Genomic DNA, 24,053 nt, shown 5'->3' on the forward strand with positions numbered 1-24,053 from the left:
CAACCACACTGGAGAGCACATGACTGACGTTGTCATTACCGGACTCGGTGCCACGTCGCCCCTGGGCGGAGATGTTCCGACCACCTGGGAAGGAGCACTCGCGGGCCGTTCCGGCGTGCGTCCCTTCGACAACGACTGGGTCGAGAAGTACGACCTCCCCGTCCACTTCGCCGGCCAGCTCGCCGTGCCCACCAGTGAGGTGTTGTCCCGCCCAGAGACCCGCCGCATGGACCCGTCCGCCCAAATGGCGATCGTGGCCGCGCGCGAGGCCTGGGCAGACGCCGGTTCGCCCGAGGTAGACCCGGACCGCCTTGGTGCTGCGGTCTCCTCGGGCATCGGCGGCATTTGGACCCTGCTCAATGGCTGGGACACCATGAAGGAAAAGGGCGCCAACCGCGTCCTTCCCATGTCTGTTCCCATGCTGATGCCCAACTCGCCAGTGGCCTACGTGTCGCTCGAGTTCGGCGCCCGCGCCGGTGCCCACGCTCCCGTCTCGGCATGCGCTTCTGGCGCTGAGGCCATCGCGGCTGGCTTCGAAATGATCCAGTCTGGCCGCGCGGACATCGTGGTAGCAGGTGGCACGGAGGCGGCGATTCACCCGCTCCCCATCGCGGCATTCGCGGCCATGGCAGCGCTGTCGAAGAACAACGACGACCCCCAGGGAGCGTCGCGCCCCTACGACACCAGCCGTGACGGATTCGTTCTGGGCGAGGGCTCCGGCATTGTGGTGCTGGAGTCCGCAGAGCACGCCGCCGCCCGTGGCGCACGTGTGTACGCGCGGCTGCTGGGCCTGGGCATGACGGCAGACGCCCACCACATCGCTGCTCCCGAGCCCGACGGCGCAGGCCAGTCCAAGGCCATGAAGTTCGCGCTGGAGCGCGCTGGAGTCACCGCGGCGGACATCTCGCACGTGAACGCACACGCGACGTCCACGCCAGTGGGCGACATGATTGAGGCGCGCGGCATCCGCGGCGTGCTCGGCTCTCAGGCCGATCACGTGCTGCTGTCGGCAACCAAGTCGATGACCGGCCACCTGCTGGGCGGCGCGGGCGCCCTGGAGTCGATCTTCACGATCAAGGCGCTGGAGACTCGCACCGCGCCGCCGACCATCAACGTGTCCTCACCGGACCCGGAACTCCAGGTCGACCTGGTGCGCGACACGCCCCGTGAGCTGCCCGCTGAGGGTCAGCTCGCCGCCATCAACAACTCGTTCGGCTTTGGTGGTCACAATGTGGCCCTCGTGTTCGGTACTGCCTGACACCGCGCCGTTCACACGCCCCCCGTCTTGGCTTTGGCCGCGGGGGGCGTTGTGCATTCCGCCCCAAACCAGTCCGCACCAGGACGCCGCAGGACGGGCAACCAGGTGGGCCGATGCCTGGGTTCAGGCGTCGGTCGGCGTCGCCTGGTGGAAGCGCAGCTTCCAGCGCCCGTCGTTGACCCACACAGACGACCGGTGGGACACGCCACGACCGCGCTCTGGCACGGCCGTGTAGGTCACCAGCGCGACGTCCTCGCAGATGGCGACAGCGGAGAAATCTCGCAGGGGGAAGGTGATGTCGATCTCGATACCGCGCAGCGCCAAGGTGTCCTCGCGGGTATACGTGCGCCCCGACTGTCCTACCTCGTGGAAGTTCTCCGCGAGAACGGCGTCCATGTAGCGGGCATCAAAACGCGTATCGGCACGCCACATCGCCTCTTCCATCGCCTGGAGGGTGAGTGCCTCATCGTGGGCAAGTTCCATCATGTGCCGGGAGATTACCCCACGCGGTGGAGCCAGCGCACCGGAGCCCCGGCACCTGCGTAGCGGAACGGCTCGAGCTCCTCATCCCAGGCGGTCCCCAACGCGAGGTCCATGGAACGCTTGAACTCGGTGACGGTGCCGCCGTTTTCCAGCGCTGCACGGATGCGATCCTCCGGCACCACGACGTTGCCGTGGACGTCCGTGACGGCGTGGAAGATGCCCAGGGAAGGGGTGTGCGACCAGCGTGCTCCGTCCGAGCCGAACGACGGGTCCTCGGTGACCTCGTAGCGGACGTGTTCCCAACCGCGCAGGGCGGAGGCGAGGCGTGCACCAGTACCTGGCTGTCCTTGCCACGCGACTTCCGCGCGGAAGAGGGACGTGCCCGCCGGCTGGTCGGTCCACTCAAAAGAGGCGCGAGAACCTAGCACGGACTGCGCCGCCCACTCGATGTGGGGGCACATCGCGCGCGTGGCGGAGTGCACAAAAAGTACACCGCGGGTGATGGATGCCATGACCCGTCCTTCCTGTTGAGGTGCGTCTTCCCCTACGACCTCATGCGTGAAGGCGACCACGGCGTATGCCTCGGTGTTCCTCTATGGTGCCCGACTGACAGCGAAAACACCAGCCGCGCCACGCCGAACCAGCCGGTACATGCCGCATTCACCCGGCATTCGCGCAGCAATCACAGAAAGTCCAAGGCCCGTATGCCACGCTAGGGCGCATGCCTGAGCAGATCATGACGGTGGAGCAGATTCGCGCAGCGGAGGCGCACGCGATGACGACGGTGCCCGGCCCGGTACTGATGGCGCGCGCGGCGGATGCGGTAGCGGCTGAGGCCGATTCGACGCTCACCACTGCGCGTGGGCGCGTTCGTGGCGCAAAAGTGGTGGTCCTCGCGGGCACCGGCAATAACGGTGCCGACGGCCTGCTGGCCGGCGCGCGTCTTGCCGCCCGCGGCGCGATCGTGACGGCCGTGCTCACGGGCGGCGCCGGTGACGGCGCCGCGATTCAGGAGTGCGAGGAGGCCGGCGGCGTGGTGGTCGCGGCGGACGAGGACCCGTCGTCAGCTATTCGTGCGACGGCTGGGGCGGATCTCGTCATCGACGCGATCGTCGGCATTGGTTCCAAGGCCGGCCTGCGTAAGCCCGCAGACGGCCTGGTCGCGACCATCCCCTCCACTACTCCGGTCGTGGCGGTTGATATCCCCAGCGGTCTCGACGCGGACGCGGCGAGCGTGGGCGGCTCGCACGTCACCGCCTCCGTCACCGTCACCTTTACCGCTCTCAAACGGTGCCTCGTGGAAGCACCCGCGAAGGCTGCCGCGGGGCGTGTCGTGGTGGCACAGGTGGGCGTTGCGCGCACCTGAGGCGAATTTACGCCTCGAGCGACTCGCGTAGCTCGCGCATGGCGCGCTTGCGGACATCCTTAGCGAGGCGGTCCAGGTACAGGTGACCGTCGAGGTGATCCACCTCGTGGTTGATGAGGCGTGCCCAAATCTCCTCGCCCTCGATCACGACTTCCTTGCCATCGAGGTCGGTGCCGACGGCACGCGTGTAGGCGGGGCGCTCGCAGGGGTACCAGAGGCCGGGAACGGACAGGCAGCCCTCTTCGCCAAGTTCCTGGAGCTCGCTTGAGCGCTCCACGATTTCGGGGTTGAGGATGTACCCGATCTCACCGTCAATGTTCCACGAGAACGCGCGCAGTGAGACCCCGATCTGGTTCGCCGCGAGTCCGGCGCGACCGTCGTAGTCGACTGTCTCAAGCAGGTCCTCCACAAGGGTGCGCACCTGGTCGTTGATGTCGCGGATGGGATCGCACACAGTGCGAAGGACGGGGTCACCGGTCACTCGGATGTCACGCATGGCCATAGGCGGCATTCTCTCACGGCCACGCGGCCCCACAGCCCGGGGACGGTCGCGCTTCCCGCGTACGCACGTACGCCTGTGCCAGTCTGGACAGGTGAGCGATGCAGTCACCTGGGACGTGGAGGCGGTGAAGGCGCGCTGGCGCGCCCCAGAGCCGCATGACGATAAGTACTCACGCGGCGTGGTGGGCGTGATCGCCGGTTCGGAAGCCTATCCCGGCGCGGCAGCGCTGGTGGTGTCCGCAGCGGCGCGCTCTGGCGCCGGCATGGTGAGGTACGTGGGGCCGATGCGGGCTCAAGACTTGGTACTCCACCACCGGCCAGAGTGCGTGGTCCACGACCCGGGAGACGCTGCGGAGAAGCTGCCCCGGGCGGCGGCGTGGGTGTTGGGCCCTGGCGTTGCCGACTATCCCGAACAAGACGCCGCGATGGGTGCGGCCATGGCTGCGGGTGCGCCGCTGGTGGTCGATGCCGGGGCCCTCGAGACCGTCGCCAAGGCGCGAGCGGCGGGCTCGCGTGAAGCATCTGCGGATGCGGTCCTCCTCACCCCGCACGCGGGTGAACTCGTCCGCACGCTGCGCGCCCTCCGCCACGATGTCACCTCCGACGATGTGATGGGCGACCGCGAGGGCCATGCGCGACTGCTCGCCGAGACGTCCCGCGCGGCGGTGTTGCTTAAGGGATCGCGCACCATCATCGCCACGCCTGGCGGCGGTCTGATTCGTCTGCCGCCAGCGCCCTCGTGGCTCGCGTCGGCAGGCTCAGGAGATGTGCTTGCGGGCATCGCGGGTGCAGCGCTTGCCAGTGGAATGTCGGCGGCCGAGGCGGGCGCCTGCGCGGCGTGGCTGCACGCGCAAGCCGGCCAAGCCGCGAGCGCAGGTGGTCCGCTCGTCGCGCTCGAGGTTGCGGCAGCGGTGCCCCGCGTTATTGCCTCATTCTTGACGTGAGCCACCGGGAATAACTTTCAGCGATGGCCGTGTTCTGTCCTATGTCACACCGACCTGAAGGAAGGACGAGGACATGAGTAACACCGACCGCATGGGCAACGCAGCTGAGGACGCCAAGGGCAAGGCCAAGGAGGGCTTTGGCAAGGCGACCGATGACGAGCAGTTGGAGGCCGAGGGCAAGTTTGACCAGCTCAAGGCTGACGCCAAGGACAAGGTCGAGGACGTCAAGGACGCCGCGGCCGAGAAGTACAACGACCTCACGGACCGCAACAAGGAGTAACGCTCCGTTGCACCGCTGATTAACGAAGGCCGGGTCGCGCATTGCGCGGTCCGGCCTTCGTCATGCTCGCGCGACGCTCAGGCCGGGATCAACTCAATCGTCACGGCCACCTGGGCGCCGAGTTCGAGTCCTGCGGCCTTCCGGATAGCGGCCTTGACGGGCAGGATGTACGCCGCATGCTCCTTCGAGGGAAACATGGACGTCTCCCACTGTTGGGCGCCCACCTGCACACGCACCTTGACCGCACCAAAACCGCGCCGCAGATCGCTTTGCAGCGCCTCGATCTCATCCGAAATCCCCTCAGGCACCGTCACGAATGTCCACGTTTGGTGCCGTGCGCGCCACGGCCACAGCTCGGCCGTGAAGCGGAAGGTGTCGCTCATAAGCACACCCTAGCCAGCATCGGCCCACCCGGGCGCGTGTGCCCTGCCGGGCGGGCCTGCGCTTCGCTAGGGTGGTCGAGCCAGACATTCACTCTGTTGAGGGGACTCCCATGGGATTCATCAAGGCTTTCTCCGGTGCCATCGGCGGCACCTTCGCGGATCAGTGGCTCGACTTCCTGGTCCCACCCACGGGAGTGTCGGCCACCGCGCTGCTGTTCCCTGCGGTTGCGCAGGGCACCAATGCCGGCCGCGGTTCGAACACGCAGGCTTCGGAGAACATCATCTCCAACGGCTCCAAGGTGGTGGTCCCGGCGGGATACGGCCTTCTGACGTTCCAAGATGGCCGCATTACCAACTTCATCGCCGAGTCAGGCGGTTACATCTACCACTCCGACGACCAGCAGGGAGAGTCGCTGTTCGCGGGCGACGGGATCATCTCCCCCACCGTCAAGACCTCATGGGAGCGCTTCAAGTTTGGCGGCCAGCCCGGCAGCCAGCACCTGGCGTTCTATGTGTCACTCAAGGAGGTGCCCGACAACCGCTTTGGCACCCAGGGCCCCATCTACTGGGACGACCACTACCTCGGCACCCAGGCTGGCGCGGTCACACGTGGCTCCTACACGCTCAAGGTCGTAGACCCGATCCTGTTCGTGACCAGCATTGTGCCCGCCCCGTACATCTCCGCCTCCGCCGGGGTCTTTGACCTCAATGCAGCCGGCAACCCGGTCGCGGACCAGCTGTTCAACGAGGTTGTTGGCTCCCTGTCTGCCGCATTCTCGAACTACACCAACGCTGGCGAGCGCGGCAACCGCATCTCACGGATCCAAGGAGACGCGCTCGGTTTCGCTACCTCGCTCGCCGAGGTCATCGAGACCAACTACCACTGGAAGTCCGAGCGCGGCCTCGTGATCGACAAAGCCGCGCTGGTCGCCATCGAGTACGACGCGCCCACGGCCGCACTGCTCGCTGACGTGCAGAAGGCCGATGCTTTGGCGGGGGCCCGTGGGGACTCGTTCCTTCGGCAGTCGGCCGCGCGCGGTATTCAGGCCGCCGGTGAAACCGGCGGCGGTGACGGCCTGGCCTTCATGGGTATGGGTATGAACGCCGCTGGCGGAGCACTGGGCGGGCTGATGCAGAACCAGGGCGTCCCACAGCAGGGGGTGCCTCAGGGCGGCCAGCAGGCGGCTCCGCAGCAACCCCAAGCGGCCCCTGCGGCAGCATCGGCCCCCTCAGAGCCCGACCCCATGGCGGAACTGCGCAAGTACAAGGCAATGCTCGACGAAGGGCTCATCACGCAGGACGACTTTGACGCGGTCAAGAAGAAAGTGCTGGGCCTGTGACAGTTCCTGACCCTCAGGAGCAGTCCGCCACGGGCGACGTCGCCGAGGGGGCCGCGCCCCAGGTCGGTGACGGCTGGAACGGCCACGTCACCCATCTCGACACCACCACCGGCAAGGATCACGGACAAGACGACTGCCCCAAATGTGGGTCCACCGAGATCTCCCACAAGGCGGGCACCATGGCGCTCGTGTGTGGATTCTGCCGGTTTGAGTGGGTGGGCTCGCGTCTCGAGGACACGCACGGGCTCGGCGAAGGCATCGGCGAGCTCTCGGGCCGCACCGTGGCCTCCGGTGCTGCCCGCATCGAGTCCGAAGCCAACCTCGTCACCATGAAGTGCCAGGGCTGTGCGGCCGAGGTCACCGTCGACACCGCGCACGCGACGCAGGCGCGCTGCCACTGGTGCCGCTCGATCCTGTCGCTCAACGACAAGCTCTCCAACGGGGCCGTGCCCGACGGAATCTTGCCGTTCTCGCTGTCACGCGAGCAGGCCATCGCAAAGATCACCGAGTTCGTGGGCGATCGCAAGATGCTCGCGAACCCCAAGTTCAAGGCGGACTTCTCCGCCGAGCATGTGCGCCCGGTGTACCTGCCGTACATGGTGGTCGACGGCAACCTGCACGCGCGCATTCATGGCGTAGGCGAGGTCCAGACCCGCCGCTACACGGTGCAGCACGGAAAGACGTCGACGACGTACTACGACGCGAATGAGTTCCAGGTCGTGCGCCAGTTCGACTTGCATGCCGACGACCTGATCGTGGAGTCCTCGGCCTCGAAAGCCGACTTCGCTACCCAGGTGTCGACGAACAACATCATCAACGCGATCCTGCCCTTCGACGTGAAGAACATGGTCGCGTTCAACTCGAACTACATGGGCGACATCCAGGCAGAAAAGCGCGACATGGACATTGACGATGTCTCGCGCGCTACCCACGTGCGGTTCCTCACCATGGCGCGCGAACGCATCCGCCCAGACTTCGCAGGCTACGACCGCGGCGTGCGCGTCACGCATGAAGAGATGTGGGTCCGCGGAACCCGATGGGCGTCCGTGTACCTCCCGGTGTGGCTGTACTCCTATCCCGAGCGCGACGACCATGGGCGCCTCACCGTCCACTACGTTGCGGTCAACGGGCGTAGCGGCACCACCATGGGCTCAGTACCCATCTCCAAGGGCCGTCTGTGGGCCGCCTCCCTGGGGTGGGCCGTGGGCGCGGCTGTCGTCTGCTGGCCCCTGTCCCTGATTGCGTTGGTGGGTTAAACATGGATCCGATGATGATGACCGCGGTGAACGAGGTCCTACTTGCCTCCACAGGCGGCTCGGACGATGGCTTCTTCCTGGCGGCTGTCCTGTTCGCGGCACCGTTCGTGGTGCTGTGGTTCGCGCACAAGACGCTGTACAAGCGCTATCGGAATCAGGATGCGCGGTACCGCTATGAGCAGACCACGCAATCCACGATGAGCAACCTCGAACGATGGGACGTGTTTCAGCGCGAGCGCAAGCGCCTGCGAAATCGCTCGATCGAGGGCCGCAACGCCGAGCAGCCCACGCAGCGCGCCCCGTACGTCGACCTCAAGGAGATGACCGGCGACCCTGGTTCCACCGGAGGCTCGGACGGCGGAGAAGCTGGCCACCAGCTCGACGAGCAGACGTAACGATTCGATGCATCACCCCCGGTAGACGCCGGTCCATGGCGCGCCCTCGCGCTCTGTCCCGACTGGTAGCCTCCAGGCAAGTTCCCGAGAGGTGTAGCACGTGAATCACAGTCCTGCAGGCTGGTACCCCCTTCCCGACAATGCCTCGGCCCTTCGCTACTGGGATGGGACCGCATGGACCCCGCACCTTCAGCATTGGGACGGACACCAATGGGTGAGTGAGTCTGCCGCTCACTCTGCAGCCTTGTCCGCCCAGGTGCCAGAGGCGGCCACGACGCGGGTGCCATCGGCCCCCGCAGACGACGGCGCCGTGGCAAGGAGTGCGCCCGCACCGGACTCAACTGGGAATGGTCGGGTACGCGAACGTCCGCGTTCCACACGCCGGTGGGTGATCCCGGTGGCCGGCGTTGCCGTGTGTGCACTGGTGGCGGGTGGCCTCTACTTCGGAGTGCTCCGCGATGACGAACCCGTCTTGGTCGCGGCGGGCGAAGACGGTGCGACCTCGTCCGTAGGCATCACACCCGTGGTTGCTGGCAATCAGGCGGAGGCGTACACACTCGACGTTGTCTACACATCCAACGGCTACGACTACACCGCACCCATGACGGAACTTGAGGACGTGGAACAGGCGTTCCGCTTCGCAGTGAACGATCCTGAGATCTTTACGGATGCACCGCCGGCGTGGACACAAGAGGCGGAATCTACTCCTGGCCGTGACATTGGGCAGCGGTGGGCCGCACGAATTTATGCGGATGCCGACCTCACGGTCGAGGTTCCCTCGACCACCGGGGTACCCATGACGGGCGACCAGAAGTTCGCTGAGGTCACTCCGGTCGAGTCATCCTTCGGGTTCGTCCTGGACGCCGAGGGCAACCGCGTGCAGGACCGCGATGTTGTTGTTCGTGAGCACCAACGGTGGCATGAGCCGGTGTGCATGGAAGACGAGGAGACTTGTCGTGAAGCCACAGGTGGCTCCGTTGAGGACGTTGAAGTCCTCGACAGCTGGGGCCTGCGCGGCTCCTACTTCGTCGTGCGCTACATCGACGGCGACGGAAACAAGCTGGTGCGCCCGATCGTGACGGAGCTTCGATTCGCCCACTCCCTCGACACCCCGGAGGTCAGAGTCAGCATCAGTGCTGATCTGCCCGGGAGCGTGCAACTCGACTGGGACCCCGTCGATGGGGCTGCCTCCTACGGCGTCTTCACGAGCCACCAAGGGATGGACAGCGCGCGTGAAAGAGAGCTCGCGCTGCTGGGCTACGTTGAGGAGGGCGCGACGACGTGGGTGTCCGGCTCCGATTCCGAAATAAGCAGTTCGCAGAATGCTTACCTCGCGTTTGGGCCTGAGTACAAAGAGGATCCACCGTGGATGGTCGACGGCGACGAGTCTGGGGACGCCGCGAGCGGTGATCCCGCTGACCCTCGGGGCCCCGCCAACCCTGATTCAGTCGACGACGCTAGCGAGAACGCGCTCGACTATGACCCCCAGTGGTGGAAGGACAACGACGAGTATTCCTTCGGCACCGAGTACGGCGTCATCGCCTACGACGCGACCGGCGAGCGCATGTCGGGCATGGGAATAGTCTCCGCGGCGGGTTCGGGACTCGGCAACCTGCCGTCGCGCATGGACATTAGCGATTCGACGACTCTCGACAACTACATCTCATGTACCCAGTTCGACGATTGCGGTGACGGCGAAACGATCCCCACGACGGCCGACTACTTCACACTCAGTGGCATCATTAACTCCGCGCCTGTACTGGTGGAAAGCGTCGAATACCACGAGGACTTTGGGTACTGGAAAGAGAGCCAGTACGTGGCCGTGATGACAGTGGACGGCACCCGACTGTCCTACTACCAAGGCCTAGGCGTGACGGACGAGGCCGAGGCGCTCGCGATCGCCGAAGAACACAACGCCACGGCGGCCAGCGAGCGCCTGCCGACCGGCTCGCTCCAGGTCACGGAGCGCGAAGTTCAGGTGTCCGACGACGCTGAGATTGAGGCAGGCCTCGATGAGAGCGTCCTGAGCGAGATCAAGTACGACCACGAACTCACTGCATACATCGCTTCTCACCTATATCAGGGCCACGTGCTCGTCGACCTGACTGACTACGTGCAGTTCTGGTCTACGACGCAAATCTCCGATGCCGTGCGAGTTGCAGTGAACCAGAATCCTGACCTAGGCGTCATGCCTGACGGAGCGTACTTCGACTCGTCCACCGCCACCCTTCGTGTGCAGTACGACGACACCGGGAAGACGGCCGAAGCAAACGCGATGGTCGACCAGATCGTTAATGAGATCATCGATGACTCCATGTCCGACACCGACAAGGTGGAAACGATCAACACATACATCGTGGACAACGTGGCATACGACACGGACGCGCGTGACGCAGTCCGAAGCAACGCCGTCAGCGCCAGTGAGATGTCGAATGGGTGGATGCTCTACGGAGGCGTGCTGGAGGGGCGCACAGTCTGCTCGGGCTACGCGATGATGTTCCTAGAGCTCGCCGACAAGGCCGGCCTTGAGGCGGTGGTGGTCACGGGATCCACCATCGGCTCCGCGGACGGGCATGCGTGGAACAAGGTGAAGGTCGACGGCGAGTGGAAAGTAGTGGATGTCACGTGGAACGACGGTGACGTGCCGACGACGGACTATTTGCTGCTCGATGATGCGGATGTGGAGGGCATCGACCGGGGCGACCGCTTTGAGGACAGCACCGGATGGACCATGCGTGACGAGGAGGAATTCGCGACGCCCGAGTAGCGTGGATTTGCCTCTTCGCGTGCGTCCTGACCTACCGGAGCTCTACATCGAGGCGAGATAGTCCACCAGGACGCCGGGCTCGATGTAGTTGATCTGCTCGTAGTCCAGCAGCACGCCGTTCACCGCGACCGAGGGCGTGCCCTGCATGCCCCCCGCGTACGCCTGTGCTGTCGCCTCGCCAACAACGTCCTCGAAGTCCGTCGCCACGATGGCATCGGCCGCCTCCTGTGGGGCGCCCAAGTCGAGCGCAAAATCGGCGAGCTCGCCCTCGGTCCAGCCGTCTTCTGGCAGGCTCTCCTGGCTGGTCATCAGAGCCATCGTGTACTCAACAAACGCCTCAGGCGTCTCCTCCGCGACAACCATCGCGGCCGCCGCAGCACGGGTGGAGTACTGGGAGGGGAACTTGCGGTCCAGGATCGCGACCGGGTGATAGACTACGATGGCCTCCCCCGCCATGGCCAGTTCCTCGAGGTCGGGCGCAACGCCGGACTCGAACAGCATGCAGTAGTAGCACGCGAAATCGACATAAACGTCGACGACCGGAACCTCGGCATCCGTCACGTCGCCGTGCGCGGTGCCATTCATGCCGATCGCGATGGCTCCGTACGAGCCCGGGCCGCTGGGCAACCCCCCTTCCGTCGTCTGCGGGGAGGAATCTGCAACTGCGGGCGCGGTGGCGGTCGCCTCCGGCGCAACGGACTGAGCAGCGGCGGTCCGATCAGTGTCGACGTTGGCGCTACAGGCGGTCAGTCCGATCGCGAGGGCACCGGTAAGCGCAGCGACCTTACCCATACGGCGAGAGTTAAACGACTGAAAGAGAGCAGACACGGGAAACCTCGCCGTAAGCGGACAGAAGGAGAAAACAACACTTCATGTCTACATCGCTCATTCCGCGCTCCGGTGAGTCGAAGGTCCTGACGAGTCATCTCTCCGCAGCGGTGGGCCACGTTGCCGCGGCGCTTAACCCAGACACTCAGCGGTCGCAGAACTTTGCCTTGCCGTGCTCGGCGCCTAGTAAGTACAACGAGCGACTCCAAAGTGGGAAGTCAGTGCAATACGGCGGTGGTGTCAGTCGTGACGTTGGGTCCCCAGAACGCTTGGAGTTGGAGGGTGAACTCATCTGGGAGGGCGCCTCCTGAAACTTCCTCGAGGAAAGCACGGTCCATACGTGGTTCCGCTGGCGCAATGCCTGCCGACACCCGCCCATCCCACACTTCGATGTACGGGGCCTGGTCGGACGTGAAGTCCGTTGACGCCTCGCACACGAGATCCTCCCGCTCGCCTGTGCATACCAGTCGCGCTCCTGGGTCATCCAGTGCAAACTGCTGGGTCGCGACAGTGTCCGCATGTATGGAGACCGACGCGGAAACGATGTGCCCATGAGGGGAGTTCGCGGCAGTACCGGCGCCGCTGAACGGAGAGTTCGCTTCGGGGGCGTTGTCGATGCCCGCGGTCGCGATCGGGTTCCCTGATTCGCCATAGAGGTTGACGATCATTGGTGCACCCAGCGTTGCAGGAGCGGGCACTTCGACGCCCCTTGGAACGCGGGTGGCGGTCACGACAAACTCACCTGAAGCGGGATCGTCGCCCCGGACGCCAGTCACCTCCACAACGATAGAGCCGACGGTAGGTTCGTCTGCGAGAGATTCGTCACTCGCGCCACAGCCAACGATGGCAAGCATTGGCGCCAGAGCCCCGAGCACTACGAGTCCTCGACTCTGAGAGGCTCGCACGAACGTTGGCCGAGACAGCGTGTCACAACCCGAGTCACGGCCATTCACGATGCAACCTCCCACGCAGGTCGGTAGTTCTCTAGCGAATCGCTGGGGGGTTTGATAGCGACTCGCGTTGTGTGACTCCCAGCAGCCGGTCGACGTCTGAGGTGGGCCAGGCGGGGCTCGAACCCGCGACCGATGGATTATGAGTCCACTGCTCTAACCGGCTGAGCTACTGGCCCTGACGTCCCCGCTGGCGGCCTCGCGTGTGCTGCTGTCGCGAGGGACGCGCGCCAGTCTAGCCGCCCACAGGCCCCAGCCAGTCGCTCAGATCGTCTTCGCGGCTCCAGTCGCGCGTCCATTCGTCGTCGCGGATGAGGCACTCGCGGAAGGCGCTCTCGATCATGGCGCGTTCGGCGCCGCGCCCGGTGACCACCAGGCGCGTTGCGGGCAAACGCCGGCCCCAGCCGTCGAGAGTGCCGACGCTGAGCTGGCGCCCAGCACCGTCCCATGCGCACGGCTCGCCTGGCCGGGAGGGCACCCAGAAGTGACCGCGGACGCGCGCGTCGTGGCTACCGAGGCGAGCGATGTTGTCGCGCAGACGTCCGGGGTGGAACGGGCGCGTGCTGGCCAGTTCGATCGACCACACGCCGTGGGCATCGGGTTCCACGTGCCGGTCGACTCGGAGGGGGTCCACGCGGCCCAGCGCGCGTCCACAGCGGTGGGTGTGGGACATGAGCGCGTCGATGTCGAGGGCCGATGCCGGCGCACAGACCACGCTCGATCCTCGGCCTCGGAGGTGCCCAACCGTGCTCAGCGCCTTGGGCGCTGCCGGCTCCTCCCCAACGACCGCGACCACGTCCGCGTGCGCAAGCATCGGCGCTACTGCCTCCGCGACTACGCGACCGTCGTCCTCCACCAGGGCCAGGCCACGGTCCTCGACAAACTCGGAGGAGAAGGCGTCGTCCGCAATGGTCGTGCCATCAACGGCGCACACCACAGGGCCCAGAGTGAGGCCCGCAAGCAGTTCGCCACGCCTGCCATGGGCGTGGAGCGCGCGCGTGACGGGTGCGGACTCTGCGGTCACGGGAAGCGCGACGACGGCGCGTGACCAACGCCGTAGTGCCATCAGGCGCTGGAGTGTGGGCAGTAGGTCTTCGCGGATTGCGCAGCTCAAGCACGCATGCTCGAGTGGCGTGTCCTCGGTCTCGATCACACCGGTCGCATCGGAGACCGCCCGCCTAATGCCGTCGGCGCTGAGGTCGTGCTGGATGACGACCGTCTGCGCATCGTCGAGCGCAATGCTCCACGCAACGGACGACCGCGCGACGGGGTCGATGCTGGACAGGACAGAAACGGTGAACGGTGAACTCATGGCACCACCGTATCAGTTGACGAGAACGATTATCATTACTATGTTGGTCGGCATGTCACGCCAGAGATGCCAAGTCACGGGTGCCGTCCCGAGCTTTGGGCACACCATTTCCCATTCCCACCGCCGCACTAAGCGCCGCTGGGACGTCAACGTCCAACGCAAGCGCTTCTACGCCCCCTCGTTGGGCCGCAAGATCACGCTCCAGGTGTCCACCACCGGCATCAAGGTGATCGATCGGGACGGCATTGAAGCGGTGGTAGCGCGCATGAGGGCACGAGGAGAGAAGTTCTAGATGGCTAAGCAGTCCAAGGACATCCGTCCCAAGATCACCCTGCTGTCGACTGCGGGCACAGGCATCCGCTACGTCACCCGCAAGAACCGCCGCAACACCCCCGATCGCCTCGTACTTCGCAAGTACGACCGGATCGCCCGCCGCCACGTGGACTTCAAGGAGACTCGCTGATGGCAAAGAAGAGCAAGATCGCAAAGCAACGCCAGCGGGAAGCCACTGTCGCGCGATTCGCGCAGCGGCGCGCGGAATTTAAGCGGACATCGGTCAACCCACACGCGAGCGAAGCGGAGCGCGGCGCCGCCATGGCAGCGCTCCAGGCACTCCCCCGGGATGCCTCGCCCACGCGCCTGCGCAATCGGGACCAGGCCGACGGTCGCCCCCGCGCCCACCTCAGGAAGTTCGGACTGTCCCGCGTCAGCTTCAGAGCCGCCGCACACCGCGGCGAACTCCCCGGAATCAGAAAGTCGAGTTGGTAACCATGAAAAAGGGCATCCATCCCCGCTACGAGGCCGTCGTCTACCGCGACGCCTCCGCGAACTATGCGTTCCTCACGCGGTCGACCGCCACATCGGACAAGACCATTGCCTGGGAAGACGGTCACGAGTACCCCGTCATTGACGTGGAGATCTCGGCCGCCAGCCACCCCTTCTACACGGGCCAGACTCGCGTGGTCGACACGGCAGGGCGTGTTGAACGCTTCCGCCGCCGCTACAACAAGGAGTCACAGTGAAGGTCCGCGCCTCGCTCAAGTCTCTTGCCCGCAAGGAAGGGTCGATTGTGGTCCGCCGGCGCGGCAAGACCTACGTCATCAATAAGCGCAATCCGCGCTTCAAGGGACGTCAGGGGTAGCGCTGTGGCAGTTCCTAAGCGCAAGATGTCGCGCGCCAACACGCGCGCCAGGAGGTCGCAGTGGAAGGCCAAGGCGCCCCGCCTAGTGCCCGTCACTGTCAACGGGGAGGTCCACATGGTCCCCCGGCCGCTCGGCCGCGCCCTCCAGCGCGGCCTCATTGAGCCCGACGGCACCCGTCGGGCATGAAAGGACACGCATGACCCTCACTCGTTCCGACCTCGCTGCCCGGATGGCTGTGGCTGCGAACATCACGCAAGGCCAGGCGGCCGATGCCCTCCGCGCATTCGAGGACACCGTCACTCAGTCACTCGTCGCAGGCACGCCGGTGAAGTTGACCGGCTTCGCCAAGTTCGACACCACCCAGCGTTCGGCACGCAATGGCCGCAATCCGCGCACCGGAGAGAGCATCGAGATCCCTGCGGCGACAGTCGTCAAGATTGTGCCCGGCGCGGGCCTGAAGACCGCAGTCAAGGGCAGCTAGGCCGCGCACTGCGCGGGGCGGGGCGCCAACCGAACCTGCCCCGCGCACTGGCCCTCATGCGTGACTCGCGATGACCTCCAAGGTGTCACCACAGGGCCGGAACATCATGTAGAGTTTCTTCTCGCAATCCTCCATAGCTCAATTGGCAGAGCAGCCGACTGTTAATCGGCAGGTTGTTGGTTCGAGTCCAACTGGAGGAGCGGAAGAAAGCCGGTCCCGCGGGACCGGCTTTCGTGTTTTGTAGGGCCGATGCCGCGTGTCAGCTACGACGTTGGCAAGTCGTCAGGGATGACCGTGCCGTGCTCCCCTGTCACCCAAAATGGATTCACGGCAAGTTCCCACACGTGGCCATCGGGATCGCAGACATAGCCGCTATAGCCACCCCACTGCATTGACTCGGGCCGCTTGAGTGCGCGACCTCCAACTGCCAGTGCCGCGGCAAACCTCTCTTCGACCTCCTCCGTGCTCGCATAGTTCTGCGCCAAGGTGATCGCCCCCGTCCCCAGCGCAGCGCCGGCACGGCCCTGGTCCTGCGCGAGATCCTCAGCACCAAACAGGGCCAGCACCAGCCCATCCATCTGGAAGAACACAATCTGAGGTGACTCCTGACGGACGGTCCACCCCCACCCCTCATAGAACGCGCGCGATCGCGCAAGATCGGAGACGCCGAGAGTGACCAAAGACACGCGCTGAACAGTCATGCAGTCACCGTAAACCCGGGCTGCGACACGTGGCGCGTTATCCGTCGCGCAGGAGCCGCCGCCTGGTCTCGAGCCTAATGATCTCGGCAAACGCCTCTTGCGCGCCCTCGGTACCCGCTCCGGCACGCTGCATACGCCCCCGCAGCTCCGCGATCTGGCGCGTGAGGGACAGATCCAGCACGCGCGCAAGGACAGTCCCTGCGTAGTGCCCAATAGTCTCGGGCCTGTCATGAGGTAGCGGCGACACCGCCAATTCCGAAATCGTCGCCGCGAGCGCGTCGCTGGCCTGCTCGGCCACGTCGTTGGCCCAGTCAGGGCCGGCCTGCGCGGGCCCGCCGGCGGCGAGAATCGCCTCGAAGACGGCGCGGTATTGCGGCACCGAGTAGGTCTGCGGCGCCATCTCCTGCACCACCACGGACCCCAAGGGATCCTTAAGGATCTCCCCTGGCGCCTGCAGCAACGTTCCCAGCGACAGCGCCTCTGCCCTCACCACCGGGTCGCGGCGGTTGGGACGCTCGGGGGCGCCCGGATTGGGGTAGCCCTGAGGAACCGTCTCCACCGCCCCCGTGACGGGGGCGGGCTCACGGCCGCGGCTCTTCGCGGAATCAGCAACGGCACGGCGTACCACGTCAATGTCCATCCCGAGCCAGCCCGCCAGGCGGCGCGCGTACTCGGGCTGAATGGCGCGGTCGCGGATGCCGGCAACGACGGGGGCAGCCGCGCGCAAAGCTGCCGCGCGCCCTTCCGGCGTCTCGAGGTCGTTCGCCCCCAACGCGGTCCGGATGACGAACTCGAACAGGGGCGTGCGGGCCTCCAGCAGAGCCTGGACGGCCTGGTCGCCACCTGCCATGCGCAGGTCACAAGGGTCCTTGCCGTCTGGGTCAACGGCCACGAATGTCTGGGCGAGGAACTGCTGGTCGAGCTGGAAGGACTTCAAGGCGGCGTTCTGACCTGCCTCGTCACCATCGAAAGTGAAAATCACCTTCGCACCCGTTGACCCCACCTTCATGGCGGAGCCGCCCACATCTCCCATCAGGCGGCGCACCACCTTCACGTGCTCTTCCCCGAACGCGGTGCCGCAGGTCGCGACGGCGTTGGTGATGCCCGCGAGGTGGCACGCCATCACATCGGTGTATCCCTCGACCACCACGGCGCTGCGCTCCGACCGGATGGCACCCTTGGCAAGATCGATGCCATAGAGGACCTGGTTCTTCTTGTACAACGGGGTCTCGGGCGTATTGAGGTACTTGGGGCCCTGATCCTCGTCGTGAAGACGCCTCGCACCGAACCCGATCACGTCCCCTGTGACGTCCCTGATGGGCCACACCAAGCGCCCACGGAAGCGGTCATAGACGCCCCGCGACCCTTCGGAGACCAATCCCGATGTACGCAGTTCCGCCTCGGTGAAGGCCTTGCCGCGCAGGTGATCAGTGAGGTGCGACCACCCCTGCGGCGCGTAGCCCACCCCAAAGTGTTCGGCAGCGGCCCGGTCAAACCCGCGATCGCGCAGGAAGTCCCGGCCAATGCGGGCCTCGGGGCTGTGCAGTTGCTCAGCGAAGTACTCCTGTGCGACGCGATGCGCCTCGAGCAGGCGCTTGCGCTGCCCCGCGGTTCCTTCACGCTTGGGGCCACCGCCGGCCTCGTACCGCAACGTGACGCCGGCCCTGTCGGCGAGATACTCCACGGCTTCCGCGAAGGGCAGCCCATCGATCCGCATGACGAACTCGATGACGTCGCCGCCCTCGCCACAGCCAAAGCAATGCCAGCGCCCCGCGGCAGGTCGCACGTGGAAAGACGGCGAACGCTCATCGTGGAATGGACACAGGCCTTTCACAGAACCCACGCCAGCGGGCTTGAGCGCCACATGCTGGCCGATGATGTCCTCGATGGGGGCCTTTTCACGCACGGACGCGATGTCGTCCCTGTTGATTGTCCCGGCCACGTCTGCATGGTACTCGGCACTCGGACCCCTACCGGTGCTCGTCGGTACGCGCTCGCGTCTTCTTCCCTCAGCGAAGGGTGCCGCGAGCAGCGGCCTCGGTGGGTACTCTGGTGGAGGTCCACGCCCATCGAAAGGAATCCCCCGTGAGAATCGACGCCTTCCTCGCCGACTCGGCTGAGGTCGTCAACGGCAAGATCTACTCGCTCGGTGCGGGATGGAACACCATCTTCGTCCGGCAGTTCCCGGCGGCGCACCGACGCCTCGCCGTCGCTGCCACCGTGCACGTGCCCTTCACCGCCACCAACGCCTCCCACCAGCTCGAGCTGAAGTTGCTCACGGAGGACGGCAAGGAGTACCCGATCGGCATGCGTGCTGACGCCGAGGGCAAGGCACAGCCTGTGCGCGGCATGGGCGGCGAGTTCACGCTCGGTCGCCCCGCGCATCTGGTCGACGGCGACGAGCAGGTCGCCTGCTTCGCCTTCACGATCGATGGCATCCGGTTTGTGCAGCCTGGCATGTTCTCGTGGGTCATCTCCGTCGACGGCGAAGAGCTCGGCCGCCTGCCCATGCGTGTGCAGCAGGTTCAGCAGCAGCAGCAGTAACACATGACCGGTGTGTACACCGGGGTCGTGTTCCCCGCGTATATCGCGGTGTGCGCGGCCCTCGTTGTGGTCGGAATCGCGACCATGGTGTGGCCGCGTCTGCACGCGTGGCTCAAACGCGTCGTGACGGCGATGTGGATCGTCACGGCCGTCCACGCCCTCGCGGTGGTCGTCGTGCTGTTCAGCGACTCGGATGCGGGACTCGTCCTAACACTCGGCTATCTGCTGGCTTCCGTGATTCTGGTGCCCTTCCTTGGCATCGGCCGCCTGGGTGAGCCCGATGCCGTCGCACTTGACCCCGACCCCCACCGACCTGTGCTGCAACCGGACCAGATCGCACGAGTGGATGGCGGCGCGGCCGTCATCATTGGCATTGCCGGCGCCGTGCTTGCGTGGCGCGTATTCCAGATCCTGGGAGCGTCATGAACCCCATCGGTCGCATTGTGCTGATCGTCGCCTACGCGGTGCTGGGAATCGCGTCGACGGGCAGGTCCGTCTACCAAATCTCTACGAAGTTCGCGGACGCGCCCTTGCCGTACAGCGTGTCTGCGGTGAGCGCCGTGCTCTACATCGTCATCGCCGTCGCCCTGTGGCGCGGCTGGCGTCGGACCGCGCTGTGGGGAACGTGCATCGAATTGGCAGGCGTCCTCACTGTGGGCACGCTGGGATACATCGAGCCGCAGTGGTGGGCCGATGAAACGGTGTGGACCGGTTACGGTTCCGCCTATGGCTGGGTCCCGCTCCTGTTGCCCTTGGCTGCGTTGTGGGTGCTCCTCAGCAAACGCCGCCCTCACAAGGAAGTAGCCGCATGACCGAGCCCACCGAGTCGGACACGTCCCGCACGACCCCGAATCAGCCGGCTCGGCGATCTGTCGGCACCGGTGCCCTGAATGTGGTGCGCGGCGCTCTGATCGGCACCGCCGAGACTGTGCCGGGAGTCTCCGGCGGCACCGTGGCGCTCATGACTGGCGTCTACGAGACGCTGCTGACCTCCGCCGGCCACTTCATCTCGGGCACCCGCATCGCGATCTCCGACGGAGTGCGCGGGCGAGGGGTGTCCCGTTCCAAGCCGGAGTGGGCACGCGTGAGCTGGGGCGTTTTGCTACCGCTCGGCGTGGGCATGGTCATCGCGCTCCTTGTCATGGCCTCCGTCATGGAGGATCTGGTGCACGACCATCCCGTCACCATGCGCGCCTTGTTCTTTGGCCTGGTTCTCGCATCCTTGGCCGTGCCGTTCAGGTTGGCGGCGCACGCGCCGCTCAGGACTCGTCCGGTGGGCCGATGGTCGGCCACAGACTGGCTGATCGCGGCAGTGGGCGCGGTGGCGGCCGCGGTGATCGTGTCGCTGCCTGGAGGGAACCTGGAGCCCACTCCCCTGGTGCTGATCCCTGCTGGAGCCATCGCCGTGTCGGCACTCGTCCTGCCGGGCCTGTCAGGGTCGTTCCTCCTGCTCACGATGGGCCTGTACGAGCCGACCCTCGCGGCGGTCAACGACCGCGATCTGGGATATCTGGCCTTTTTCTCGATCGGCCTCGCGATTGGCCTGGTGTCGATCGTGAAGTTGCTGCAGTGGCTCCTGGAACACCACCGCCGCACCACGCTTGTAGTCCTGACCGGCGTCATGGCCGGGTCACTGGTGGCACTGTGGCCGTGGCAAGACGACGACCGTCACCTCGAGGCGCCTTCCGGCGACATCGTGGGCCCCATCCTCGCCTTCCTGCTCGGGTTTGGTGTGGTGGTGGCGTTGCTCGTCATCGAGGCGCGGCTTGTGCGCCGGCGCGACGCGCTCCTCGCCTCTGACTAGCGCCCGGCTCGAGGCCGGCGCGCCTCGATGAGGTGGCGCGTGGAGTGAGCGACAAAGCTCCCGCGCAGCTCAATGACGTCGTAAAGATCGCGCAACCGGTCGCGGTAGCGCTCCACGGTGAAGTCGGGCACCCACCAGATGACTTTCCGGAGCAGGTATACGACCGCCGCAATGTCGAAGATCTCGATGCGCAATCGCGCGGTCTCGAGGCGCTCAACCTCGAGCCCCGCGGCGCGCGCCGCCGCCGCCTCATCGTGCGGGTCACGTCCGCGCCGTGCCTGAGGCTGCGGACCCACAAAGAACTCGATAAGTTCAAAGGCGCTCGCCGGACCCACATGCTGAGCGAAGTATGTCCCGCCGGGCTCCAGCACACGGGCAATCTCTGACCACCAAATGGTGGCGGGGTGACGGCTCGTGACCAGGTCGAAGGAGCCGTCGGCGAACGGCAGTGGTGGCTCGTCGGGGTCAGCGACCACGACCACGCCGCGCGGGTGGAGGAGCTGGCTCGCGTGTGCGACGTTGGGCGGCCACGACTCGGTCGCGACGGCGGTGGGCGGGAAGCGCTTAGCCTCAGCGAGGACCTCGCCGCCGCCAGTCTGAATGTCCAGTGAGGCCCGCGCCGTCCCGAGCCGCTGCGACAGCTGCCGCCCATACCCCCACGGCGGACGCTCCTCCGTGGCGCGGCCCTCAAGCCACGCGAAGTCCCATCCGGACACGTCTGCTGAAGCGCCAGCTTCGAGTTGACTCTCGAAGGTGTCCACCCGGGGGCTCCCTTCCCTCACTGTGCCGGTGCGGCCCGTGCACGCCATCGAGCGCCAGCCGGCGCATCGGCCCGTGCGCTATTGCCCGCCGCAGTACTTGTGGTGCCAGTTGTACGCCGACGTGTCTGTCAGCGACGCCACCTGGTCAACGGCGACGCGAAGCCGTTCGTCGTCGCCAGACGCGGCGCGGTAGTCGGCCGCGAACTGAGGCTCCATCACGTCCGCGCCGCGCTCGGCCAGCGCCTTGACCAGCTCTCGCAATACCCGGCGCTGCTTGGTGTACGTGGGGCTCGTCTCACGCGGCGCCATCAAGAAATGCACCGCGATGCCTTTGAGGATCAAAATCTCATCGAGGGTGTCCTGGGGGACCACCAAGGTTGCATGATGACGGGTGTGAGGACCCGTGCCGTACTCGGCCTGCGTTGCGGCGATGGTCGCCGAGGCAAACCGCCCAATCAATTGACTGGTCATGTCCTTGAGCGCAGCGAGTGCTTGGCGGGACCCATCGAAACTATCCGCCCACCACCGGAACTGGCGCAGTCGCTCGAGTGCCGCCAACAGCGCTGCCTCGTCGCCCCGGCCGTACCACTCGCGCGCGTGGTCAACAATCTCGCGGGCGTGACCGGGATCGCGCAAGACTGACAACGACACTTGGCGGTAGACCACCGAGTCCTCGACGTCATGGACGGAGTACGAGATGTCGTCGGCCAAATCCATGATCTGCGCTTCAAAGCTCTGCGCACGCTCGGGGGCACCCGTACGCAGCCACTCGTAGACCTCGCGGTCATCCGCGTAGACGCCGAACTTGCGGCTGGGCTTACCGTCGGCACGCGCGGGAGCGCCTTCCTCCCCCCACGGGTACTTCACGGCCGCGTCGAGGCTCGCGCGCGTCAGGTTCAAACCAATCGGGCGGCCCGTGTCCGGGTGCACGGACTTGGGCTCGAGCCGCGTCAACAGGCGTAGCGTTTGCGCGTTGCCTTCAAAGCCGCCAATGTGGCGCGTGACCTTGTCCAAGGCGCGCTCTCCATTGTGGCCAAACGGGGGGTGTCCCAGGTCGTGCGCAAGGCATGCCGCATCCACGACGTCTGGCGAGCATCCCAGCGCCTTCGCGAGCTCGCGCCCCACCTGCGCGACTTCCAGCGAGTGGGTGAGCCGCGTGCGCACAAAGTCACCGCTTCCCAGGCCCAGCACCTGCGTCTTCGCTCCCAGCCTCCGCAAGGCGCTGGAATGGAGAATGCGCGCGCGGTCCCGCTCAAATGGCGTGCGGTTGGGGCTTTTCGACGGTTCGTGGACCCAGCGCTCCGCGTCGGCCTCGGTGTAGCCCTCGGGCACGGTGCCGCTGGCGGCTGCATCGCTGTTGTCGTTCACGGTCCCAACCTAGCGCGCTCCCCGCCGCCCTCCGGGACCCCACCGCCCTGCGGGACCCCACCGCCCTGCGGGACCCCACCGCCCTGCGGACCTGAGATGGAGCATCGGCCGCCAAGGAACCCCCAAAATGGCGGCTCGTGCTCCACTTCGAGGTTGAGGTCAGCCTTGCCGGGGTCGTCCCCAGGGCGCTACATCAGCACCGGTGTCCACGGATCAGGGCCTCTTGCACCCCTCAGATCCCATGCGCACCTAACGTCGCCTCCATGACACCCGGACGCTCGCCAGCTCTGACGCGGCTCCAGCGCGTGCTCGCGAACGCGGAGGTGCCGGTAGCGCGGTCGGACCTCCTAAGTCACTGCTCAGCTCGGACGATCGAGCGAGCAGTTCACTTGGGACTTGCCGTCCCCACCGGCCCCGGCCTGATTACCGCGCCGCACAATCGCGACACGGTCCTCACACGCGTGACACAAGCACAGGCATGGATGCCGACCGACGCGCTCATCGCTGGGCCGGCCGCGGCATGGGTGTGGGGCATGCGGCACCTGGACATTCGTGAGATCGACGTCTGCGCACGCCCCTCTGCACGCCTACGACCGCCGCAGGGGGTCAGAGTGTGGCGCACGTCCGCGTCGATTCACCCCACACGAGTGGGTGCGTTCACGACCGTTCCCAAAGCACACGTGCCCGTGCAGGTCTGGGCACGGAGCAGCGCCTTCCGCGATCCCGGTTCCATGCTTGGCGTTGTCCGTGACCTGCGTATCCGTGCCGACTTGTCGCTGAAGGCACTCGCCCGCTATCCCCGAGTCCCGGACCGCGCCGAGCTGACTACCCTGCTCACCGTCGCGAGCGATGGTGTCACGAGTGCACTCGAGTACATCGCGAAGACTCAGGTCTTCACAGGCCCGGAGTGGGAAGCCTGGGTGTGGCAAGGACGCGTCAATGTGCCCGGTCGCGCCGCGGTTGTCGACATGCTGCACCGTCAGGCAAGAGTCGCCGTGGAGTTCGATGGAGCGCAATTCCACTCCAGCGATCGCGCGCGCCGTCGTGACCTCGAGCGCGATGCCCTGCTCTCCGCCGCGGGGTTTATGACGATTCGTTTCACGTACGAAGACGTCACACAGCGACCCGAGTGGTGCCGACAACAAGTCCGCGACAGCCTACGTTCGCGCCGGCGCGACTATCCATGATC

The 24,053-nt window shown here is 65.9% G+C and carries 31 protein-coding genes and 2 tRNA genes; 21 read left to right on the top strand and 12 right to left on the bottom strand.

What is annotated here, in order from left to right; genetic code table 11:
- Positions 1-19 precede the first annotated feature (19 nt).
- On the top strand, positions 20-1,258 hold the full coding sequence (gene fabF, locus AOP75_RS10200; protein ID WP_062078982.1) for a beta-ketoacyl-ACP synthase II: 1,239 nt from the start codon (positions 20-22) through the stop codon (positions 1,256-1,258).
- A 123-nt stretch (positions 1,259-1,381) separates the two neighbouring features.
- Here fabF and AOP75_RS10205 read toward each other — a convergent pair whose 3' ends face one another.
- Positions 1,382-1,744, bottom strand: a complete 363-nt coding sequence (locus AOP75_RS10205; RefSeq protein ID WP_062078983.1) for a nuclear transport factor 2 family protein — start codon at positions 1,742-1,744, stop codon at positions 1,382-1,384.
- An 11-nt stretch (positions 1,745-1,755) separates the two neighbouring features.
- Positions 1,756-2,253: a DUF3145 domain-containing protein gene (locus tag AOP75_RS10210; protein WP_062078984.1), complete on the bottom strand. Its 498-nt coding sequence runs from the start codon at positions 2,251-2,253 to the stop codon at positions 1,756-1,758.
- Between the two features lie 209 nt (positions 2,254-2,462).
- Here AOP75_RS10210 and AOP75_RS10215 point away from each other — a divergent pair, with 209 nt between their 5' ends.
- Entirely contained in the window at positions 2,463-3,107 is a 645-nt protein-coding gene (locus AOP75_RS10215) for an NAD(P)H-hydrate epimerase (protein ID WP_062078985.1), read from the top strand.
- A 7-nt stretch (positions 3,108-3,114) separates the two neighbouring features.
- On the opposite strand, the gene def is transcribed toward AOP75_RS10215, so the two are convergent.
- The gene (def, locus tag AOP75_RS10220) at positions 3,115-3,609 is read right to left on the bottom strand and encodes a peptide deformylase (protein ID WP_062078986.1); all 495 of its coding nucleotides are present in this window, start codon (positions 3,607-3,609) and stop codon (positions 3,115-3,117) included.
- Between the two features lie 91 nt (positions 3,610-3,700).
- Here def and AOP75_RS10225 point away from each other — a divergent pair, with 91 nt between their 5' ends.
- Together AOP75_RS10225 and AOP75_RS10230 are read left to right on the top strand one after the other, a co-directional pair.
- On the top strand, positions 3,701-4,552 hold the full coding sequence (locus AOP75_RS10225; RefSeq protein WP_062078987.1) for an NAD(P)H-hydrate dehydratase: 852 nt from the start codon (positions 3,701-3,703) through the stop codon (positions 4,550-4,552).
- 73 nt (positions 4,553-4,625) lie between these two features.
- Positions 4,626-4,832, top strand: a complete 207-nt coding sequence (locus tag AOP75_RS10230; protein WP_062078988.1) for a CsbD family protein — start codon at positions 4,626-4,628, stop codon at positions 4,830-4,832.
- 77 nt (positions 4,833-4,909) lie between these two features.
- Here the strand turns inward: AOP75_RS10230 and AOP75_RS10235 are convergent, their stop codons facing one another.
- Positions 4,910-5,215 (bottom strand): DUF1905 domain-containing protein, encoded by a 306-nt coding sequence (locus AOP75_RS10235; protein ID WP_062078989.1) that lies wholly within the window; start codon positions 5,213-5,215, stop codon positions 4,910-4,912.
- 110 nt (positions 5,216-5,325) lie between these two features.
- On the opposite strand from AOP75_RS10235, the gene AOP75_RS10240 reads away from it, so the two are divergent.
- From AOP75_RS10240 to AOP75_RS10255, 4 genes are all read left to right on the top strand, one after another.
- On the top strand, positions 5,326-6,555 hold the full coding sequence (locus AOP75_RS10240; protein WP_062078990.1) for an SHOCT domain-containing protein: 1,230 nt from the start codon (positions 5,326-5,328) through the stop codon (positions 6,553-6,555).
- Positions 6,552-7,811 carry a hypothetical protein gene (locus AOP75_RS10245; RefSeq protein ID WP_062078991.1) on the top strand — a complete coding sequence of 420 codons (1,260 nt, stop codon included), beginning with the start codon at positions 6,552-6,554 and terminating at the stop codon, positions 7,809-7,811. The genes AOP75_RS10240 and AOP75_RS10245 overlap by 4 nt, the downstream gene beginning before the upstream one ends.
- Positions 7,812-7,813: 2 nt before the next feature.
- The gene (locus AOP75_RS10250) at positions 7,814-8,206 is read left to right on the top strand and encodes a hypothetical protein (RefSeq protein ID WP_062078992.1); all 393 of its coding nucleotides are present in this window, start codon (positions 7,814-7,816) and stop codon (positions 8,204-8,206) included.
- Between the two features lie 100 nt (positions 8,207-8,306).
- On the top strand, positions 8,307-10,973 hold the full coding sequence (locus AOP75_RS10255; RefSeq protein ID WP_152650058.1) for a transglutaminase domain-containing protein: 2,667 nt from the start codon (positions 8,307-8,309) through the stop codon (positions 10,971-10,973).
- Positions 10,974-11,015: 42 nt separating this feature from the next.
- Here the strand turns inward: AOP75_RS10255 and AOP75_RS10260 are convergent, their stop codons facing one another.
- From AOP75_RS10260 to AOP75_RS10275, 4 genes are all read right to left on the bottom strand, one after another.
- Positions 11,016-11,801: a DsbA family protein gene (locus AOP75_RS10260; protein ID WP_152650059.1), complete on the bottom strand. Its 786-nt coding sequence runs from the start codon at positions 11,799-11,801 to the stop codon at positions 11,016-11,018.
- Positions 11,802-12,019: 218 nt separating this feature from the next.
- Positions 12,020-12,499 carry a hypothetical protein gene (locus tag AOP75_RS10265; RefSeq protein WP_161794569.1) on the bottom strand — a complete coding sequence of 160 codons (480 nt, stop codon included), beginning with the start codon at positions 12,497-12,499 and terminating at the stop codon, positions 12,020-12,022.
- 357 nt (positions 12,500-12,856) lie between these two features.
- Positions 12,857-12,930 (bottom strand) — tRNA-Ile (locus AOP75_RS10270).
- Between the two features lie 56 nt (positions 12,931-12,986).
- Complete coding sequence (locus AOP75_RS10275; protein ID WP_062078996.1) at positions 12,987-14,063, bottom strand: CobW family GTP-binding protein; 1,077 nt, start codon at positions 14,061-14,063, stop codon at positions 12,987-12,989.
- Positions 14,064-14,115: 52 nt separating this feature from the next.
- On the opposite strand from AOP75_RS10275, the gene rpmB reads away from it, so the two are divergent.
- From rpmB to AOP75_RS10310, 8 genes are all read left to right on the top strand, one after another.
- Positions 14,116-14,355 carry a 50S ribosomal protein L28 gene (gene rpmB / locus AOP75_RS10280; protein ID WP_062079167.1) on the top strand — a complete coding sequence of 80 codons (240 nt, stop codon included), beginning with the start codon at positions 14,116-14,118 and terminating at the stop codon, positions 14,353-14,355.
- A complete protein-coding gene (gene rpmG / locus AOP75_RS10285) occupies positions 14,356-14,526 on the top strand; it encodes a 50S ribosomal protein L33 (RefSeq protein WP_062078997.1) in 171 nt (56 codons plus the stop codon). It abuts the gene before it with no gap.
- The gene (gene rpsN / locus AOP75_RS10290; protein WP_062078998.1) at positions 14,526-14,831 is read left to right on the top strand and encodes a 30S ribosomal protein S14; all 306 of its coding nucleotides are present in this window, start codon (positions 14,526-14,528) and stop codon (positions 14,829-14,831) included. Before rpmG ends, rpsN begins: the two co-directional genes overlap by 1 nt.
- Before the next feature lie 2 nt (positions 14,832-14,833).
- Positions 14,834-15,085, top strand: coding sequence for a type B 50S ribosomal protein L31 (locus AOP75_RS10295; RefSeq protein WP_062078999.1), 252 nt, complete (start codon positions 14,834-14,836; stop codon positions 15,083-15,085).
- Positions 15,082-15,204 (top strand): type B 50S ribosomal protein L36, encoded by a 123-nt coding sequence (gene ykgO, locus AOP75_RS10300; RefSeq protein ID WP_062079000.1) that lies wholly within the window; start codon positions 15,082-15,084, stop codon positions 15,202-15,204. Before AOP75_RS10295 ends, ykgO begins: the two co-directional genes overlap by 4 nt.
- 4 nt (positions 15,205-15,208) lie before the next feature.
- Positions 15,209-15,391 carry a 50S ribosomal protein L32 gene (gene rpmF, locus AOP75_RS12430; protein WP_083966908.1) on the top strand — a complete coding sequence of 61 codons (183 nt, stop codon included), beginning with the start codon at positions 15,209-15,211 and terminating at the stop codon, positions 15,389-15,391.
- A gap of 10 nt (positions 15,392-15,401) precedes the next feature.
- Positions 15,402-15,686, top strand: a complete 285-nt coding sequence (locus AOP75_RS10305; RefSeq protein ID WP_062079001.1) for an HU family DNA-binding protein — start codon at positions 15,402-15,404, stop codon at positions 15,684-15,686.
- Between the two features lie 127 nt (positions 15,687-15,813).
- Positions 15,814-15,886, top strand: a tRNA-Asn gene (locus AOP75_RS10310).
- Positions 15,887-15,949: 63 nt separating this feature from the next.
- Here the strand turns inward: AOP75_RS10310 and AOP75_RS10315 are convergent.
- Together AOP75_RS10315 and dnaG are read right to left on the bottom strand one after the other, a co-directional pair.
- Positions 15,950-16,387: a VOC family protein gene (locus AOP75_RS10315; protein WP_062079002.1), complete on the bottom strand. Its 438-nt coding sequence runs from the start codon at positions 16,385-16,387 to the stop codon at positions 15,950-15,952.
- 37 nt (positions 16,388-16,424) lie between these two features.
- Positions 16,425-18,329, bottom strand: coding sequence for a DNA primase (gene dnaG, locus AOP75_RS10320; protein ID WP_062079003.1), 1,905 nt, complete (start codon positions 18,327-18,329; stop codon positions 16,425-16,427).
- Positions 18,330-18,472: 143 nt separating this feature from the next.
- Here dnaG and AOP75_RS10325 point away from each other — a divergent pair, with 143 nt between their 5' ends.
- The 4 genes from AOP75_RS10325 to AOP75_RS10340 are packed head-to-tail and all read left to right on the top strand — an operon-like array spanning position 18,473 to position 20,735.
- The gene (locus AOP75_RS10325) at positions 18,473-18,931 is read left to right on the top strand and encodes a DUF6941 family protein (protein ID WP_062079004.1); all 459 of its coding nucleotides are present in this window, start codon (positions 18,473-18,475) and stop codon (positions 18,929-18,931) included.
- Positions 18,932-18,934: 3 nt separating this feature from the next.
- Positions 18,935-19,357 (top strand): hypothetical protein, encoded by a 423-nt coding sequence (locus AOP75_RS10330; RefSeq protein ID WP_062079005.1) that lies wholly within the window; start codon positions 18,935-18,937, stop codon positions 19,355-19,357.
- Positions 19,354-19,743: a hypothetical protein gene (locus tag AOP75_RS10335; RefSeq protein WP_062079006.1), complete on the top strand. Its 390-nt coding sequence runs from the start codon at positions 19,354-19,356 to the stop codon at positions 19,741-19,743. The genes AOP75_RS10330 and AOP75_RS10335 overlap by 4 nt, the downstream gene beginning before the upstream one ends.
- Entirely contained in the window at positions 19,740-20,735 is a 996-nt protein-coding gene (locus AOP75_RS10340; RefSeq protein WP_062079007.1) for a DUF368 domain-containing protein, read from the top strand. The genes AOP75_RS10335 and AOP75_RS10340 overlap by 4 nt, the downstream gene beginning before the upstream one ends.
- Here the strand turns inward: AOP75_RS10340 and AOP75_RS10345 are convergent.
- On the bottom strand, positions 20,732-21,496 hold the full coding sequence (locus tag AOP75_RS10345; protein ID WP_236683147.1) for a class I SAM-dependent methyltransferase: 765 nt from the start codon (positions 21,494-21,496) through the stop codon (positions 20,732-20,734). The two genes, AOP75_RS10340 and AOP75_RS10345, sit on opposite strands and share 4 nt — an antisense overlap.
- A gap of 78 nt (positions 21,497-21,574) precedes the next feature.
- Positions 21,575-22,864 (bottom strand): deoxyguanosinetriphosphate triphosphohydrolase, encoded by a 1,290-nt coding sequence (locus AOP75_RS10350; protein ID WP_062079009.1) that lies wholly within the window; start codon positions 22,862-22,864, stop codon positions 21,575-21,577.
- A 263-nt stretch (positions 22,865-23,127) separates the two neighbouring features.
- Between AOP75_RS10350 and AOP75_RS10355 the strand changes: the two genes are divergently transcribed.
- A complete protein-coding gene (locus tag AOP75_RS10355; RefSeq protein ID WP_083966909.1) occupies positions 23,128-24,051 on the top strand; it encodes an endonuclease domain-containing protein in 924 nt (307 codons plus the stop codon).
- Positions 24,052-24,053: the final 2 nt, after the last annotated feature.

This window comes from Demequina globuliformis (assembly GCF_000975155.1).
GTDB classification, from domain to species: domain Bacteria; phylum Actinomycetota; class Actinomycetes; order Actinomycetales; family Demequinaceae; genus Demequina; species Demequina globuliformis.

Bases quoted from the DNA above. Each gene is read 5' to 3' on its own strand.
- fabF (WP_062078982.1), top strand. From the start codon at position 20: ATGACTGACGTTGTCATTACCGGACTCGGTGCCACGTCGCCCCTGGGC.
- AOP75_RS10205 (WP_062078983.1), bottom strand. From the start codon at position 1,744: ATGATGGAACTTGCCCACGATGAGGCACTCACCCTCCAGGCGATGGAA.
- AOP75_RS10210 (WP_062078984.1), bottom strand. From the start codon at position 2,253: ATGGCATCCATCACCCGCGGTGTACTTTTTGTGCACTCCGCCACGCGC.
- AOP75_RS10215 (WP_062078985.1), top strand. From the start codon at position 2,463: ATGCCTGAGCAGATCATGACGGTGGAGCAGATTCGCGCAGCGGAGGCG.
- def (WP_062078986.1), bottom strand. From the start codon at position 3,609: ATGGCCATGCGTGACATCCGAGTGACCGGTGACCCCGTCCTTCGCACT.
- AOP75_RS10230 (WP_062078988.1), top strand. From the start codon at position 4,626: ATGAGTAACACCGACCGCATGGGCAACGCAGCTGAGGACGCCAAGGGC.
- AOP75_RS10235 (WP_062078989.1), bottom strand. From the start codon at position 5,215: ATGAGCGACACCTTCCGCTTCACGGCCGAGCTGTGGCCGTGGCGCGCA.
- AOP75_RS10240 (WP_062078990.1), top strand. From the start codon at position 5,326: ATGGGATTCATCAAGGCTTTCTCCGGTGCCATCGGCGGCACCTTCGCG.
- AOP75_RS10250 (WP_062078992.1), top strand. From the start codon at position 7,814: ATGGATCCGATGATGATGACCGCGGTGAACGAGGTCCTACTTGCCTCC.
- AOP75_RS10275 (WP_062078996.1), bottom strand. From the start codon at position 14,063: ATGAGTTCACCGTTCACCGTTTCTGTCCTGTCCAGCATCGACCCCGTC.
- rpmB (WP_062079167.1), top strand. From the start codon at position 14,116: ATGTCACGCCAGAGATGCCAAGTCACGGGTGCCGTCCCGAGCTTTGGG.
- rpmG (WP_062078997.1), top strand. From the start codon at position 14,356: ATGGCTAAGCAGTCCAAGGACATCCGTCCCAAGATCACCCTGCTGTCG.
- rpsN (WP_062078998.1), top strand. From the start codon at position 14,526: ATGGCAAAGAAGAGCAAGATCGCAAAGCAACGCCAGCGGGAAGCCACT.
- AOP75_RS10295 (WP_062078999.1), top strand. From the start codon at position 14,834: ATGAAAAAGGGCATCCATCCCCGCTACGAGGCCGTCGTCTACCGCGAC.
- AOP75_RS10305 (WP_062079001.1), top strand. From the start codon at position 15,402: ATGACCCTCACTCGTTCCGACCTCGCTGCCCGGATGGCTGTGGCTGCG.
- AOP75_RS10315 (WP_062079002.1), bottom strand. From the start codon at position 16,387: ATGACTGTTCAGCGCGTGTCTTTGGTCACTCTCGGCGTCTCCGATCTT.
- AOP75_RS10330 (WP_062079005.1), top strand. From the start codon at position 18,935: ATGACCGGTGTGTACACCGGGGTCGTGTTCCCCGCGTATATCGCGGTG.
- AOP75_RS10335 (WP_062079006.1), top strand. From the start codon at position 19,354: ATGAACCCCATCGGTCGCATTGTGCTGATCGTCGCCTACGCGGTGCTG.
- AOP75_RS10340 (WP_062079007.1), top strand. From the start codon at position 19,740: ATGACCGAGCCCACCGAGTCGGACACGTCCCGCACGACCCCGAATCAG.
- AOP75_RS10355 (WP_083966909.1), top strand. From the start codon at position 23,128: ATGACACCCGGACGCTCGCCAGCTCTGACGCGGCTCCAGCGCGTGCTC.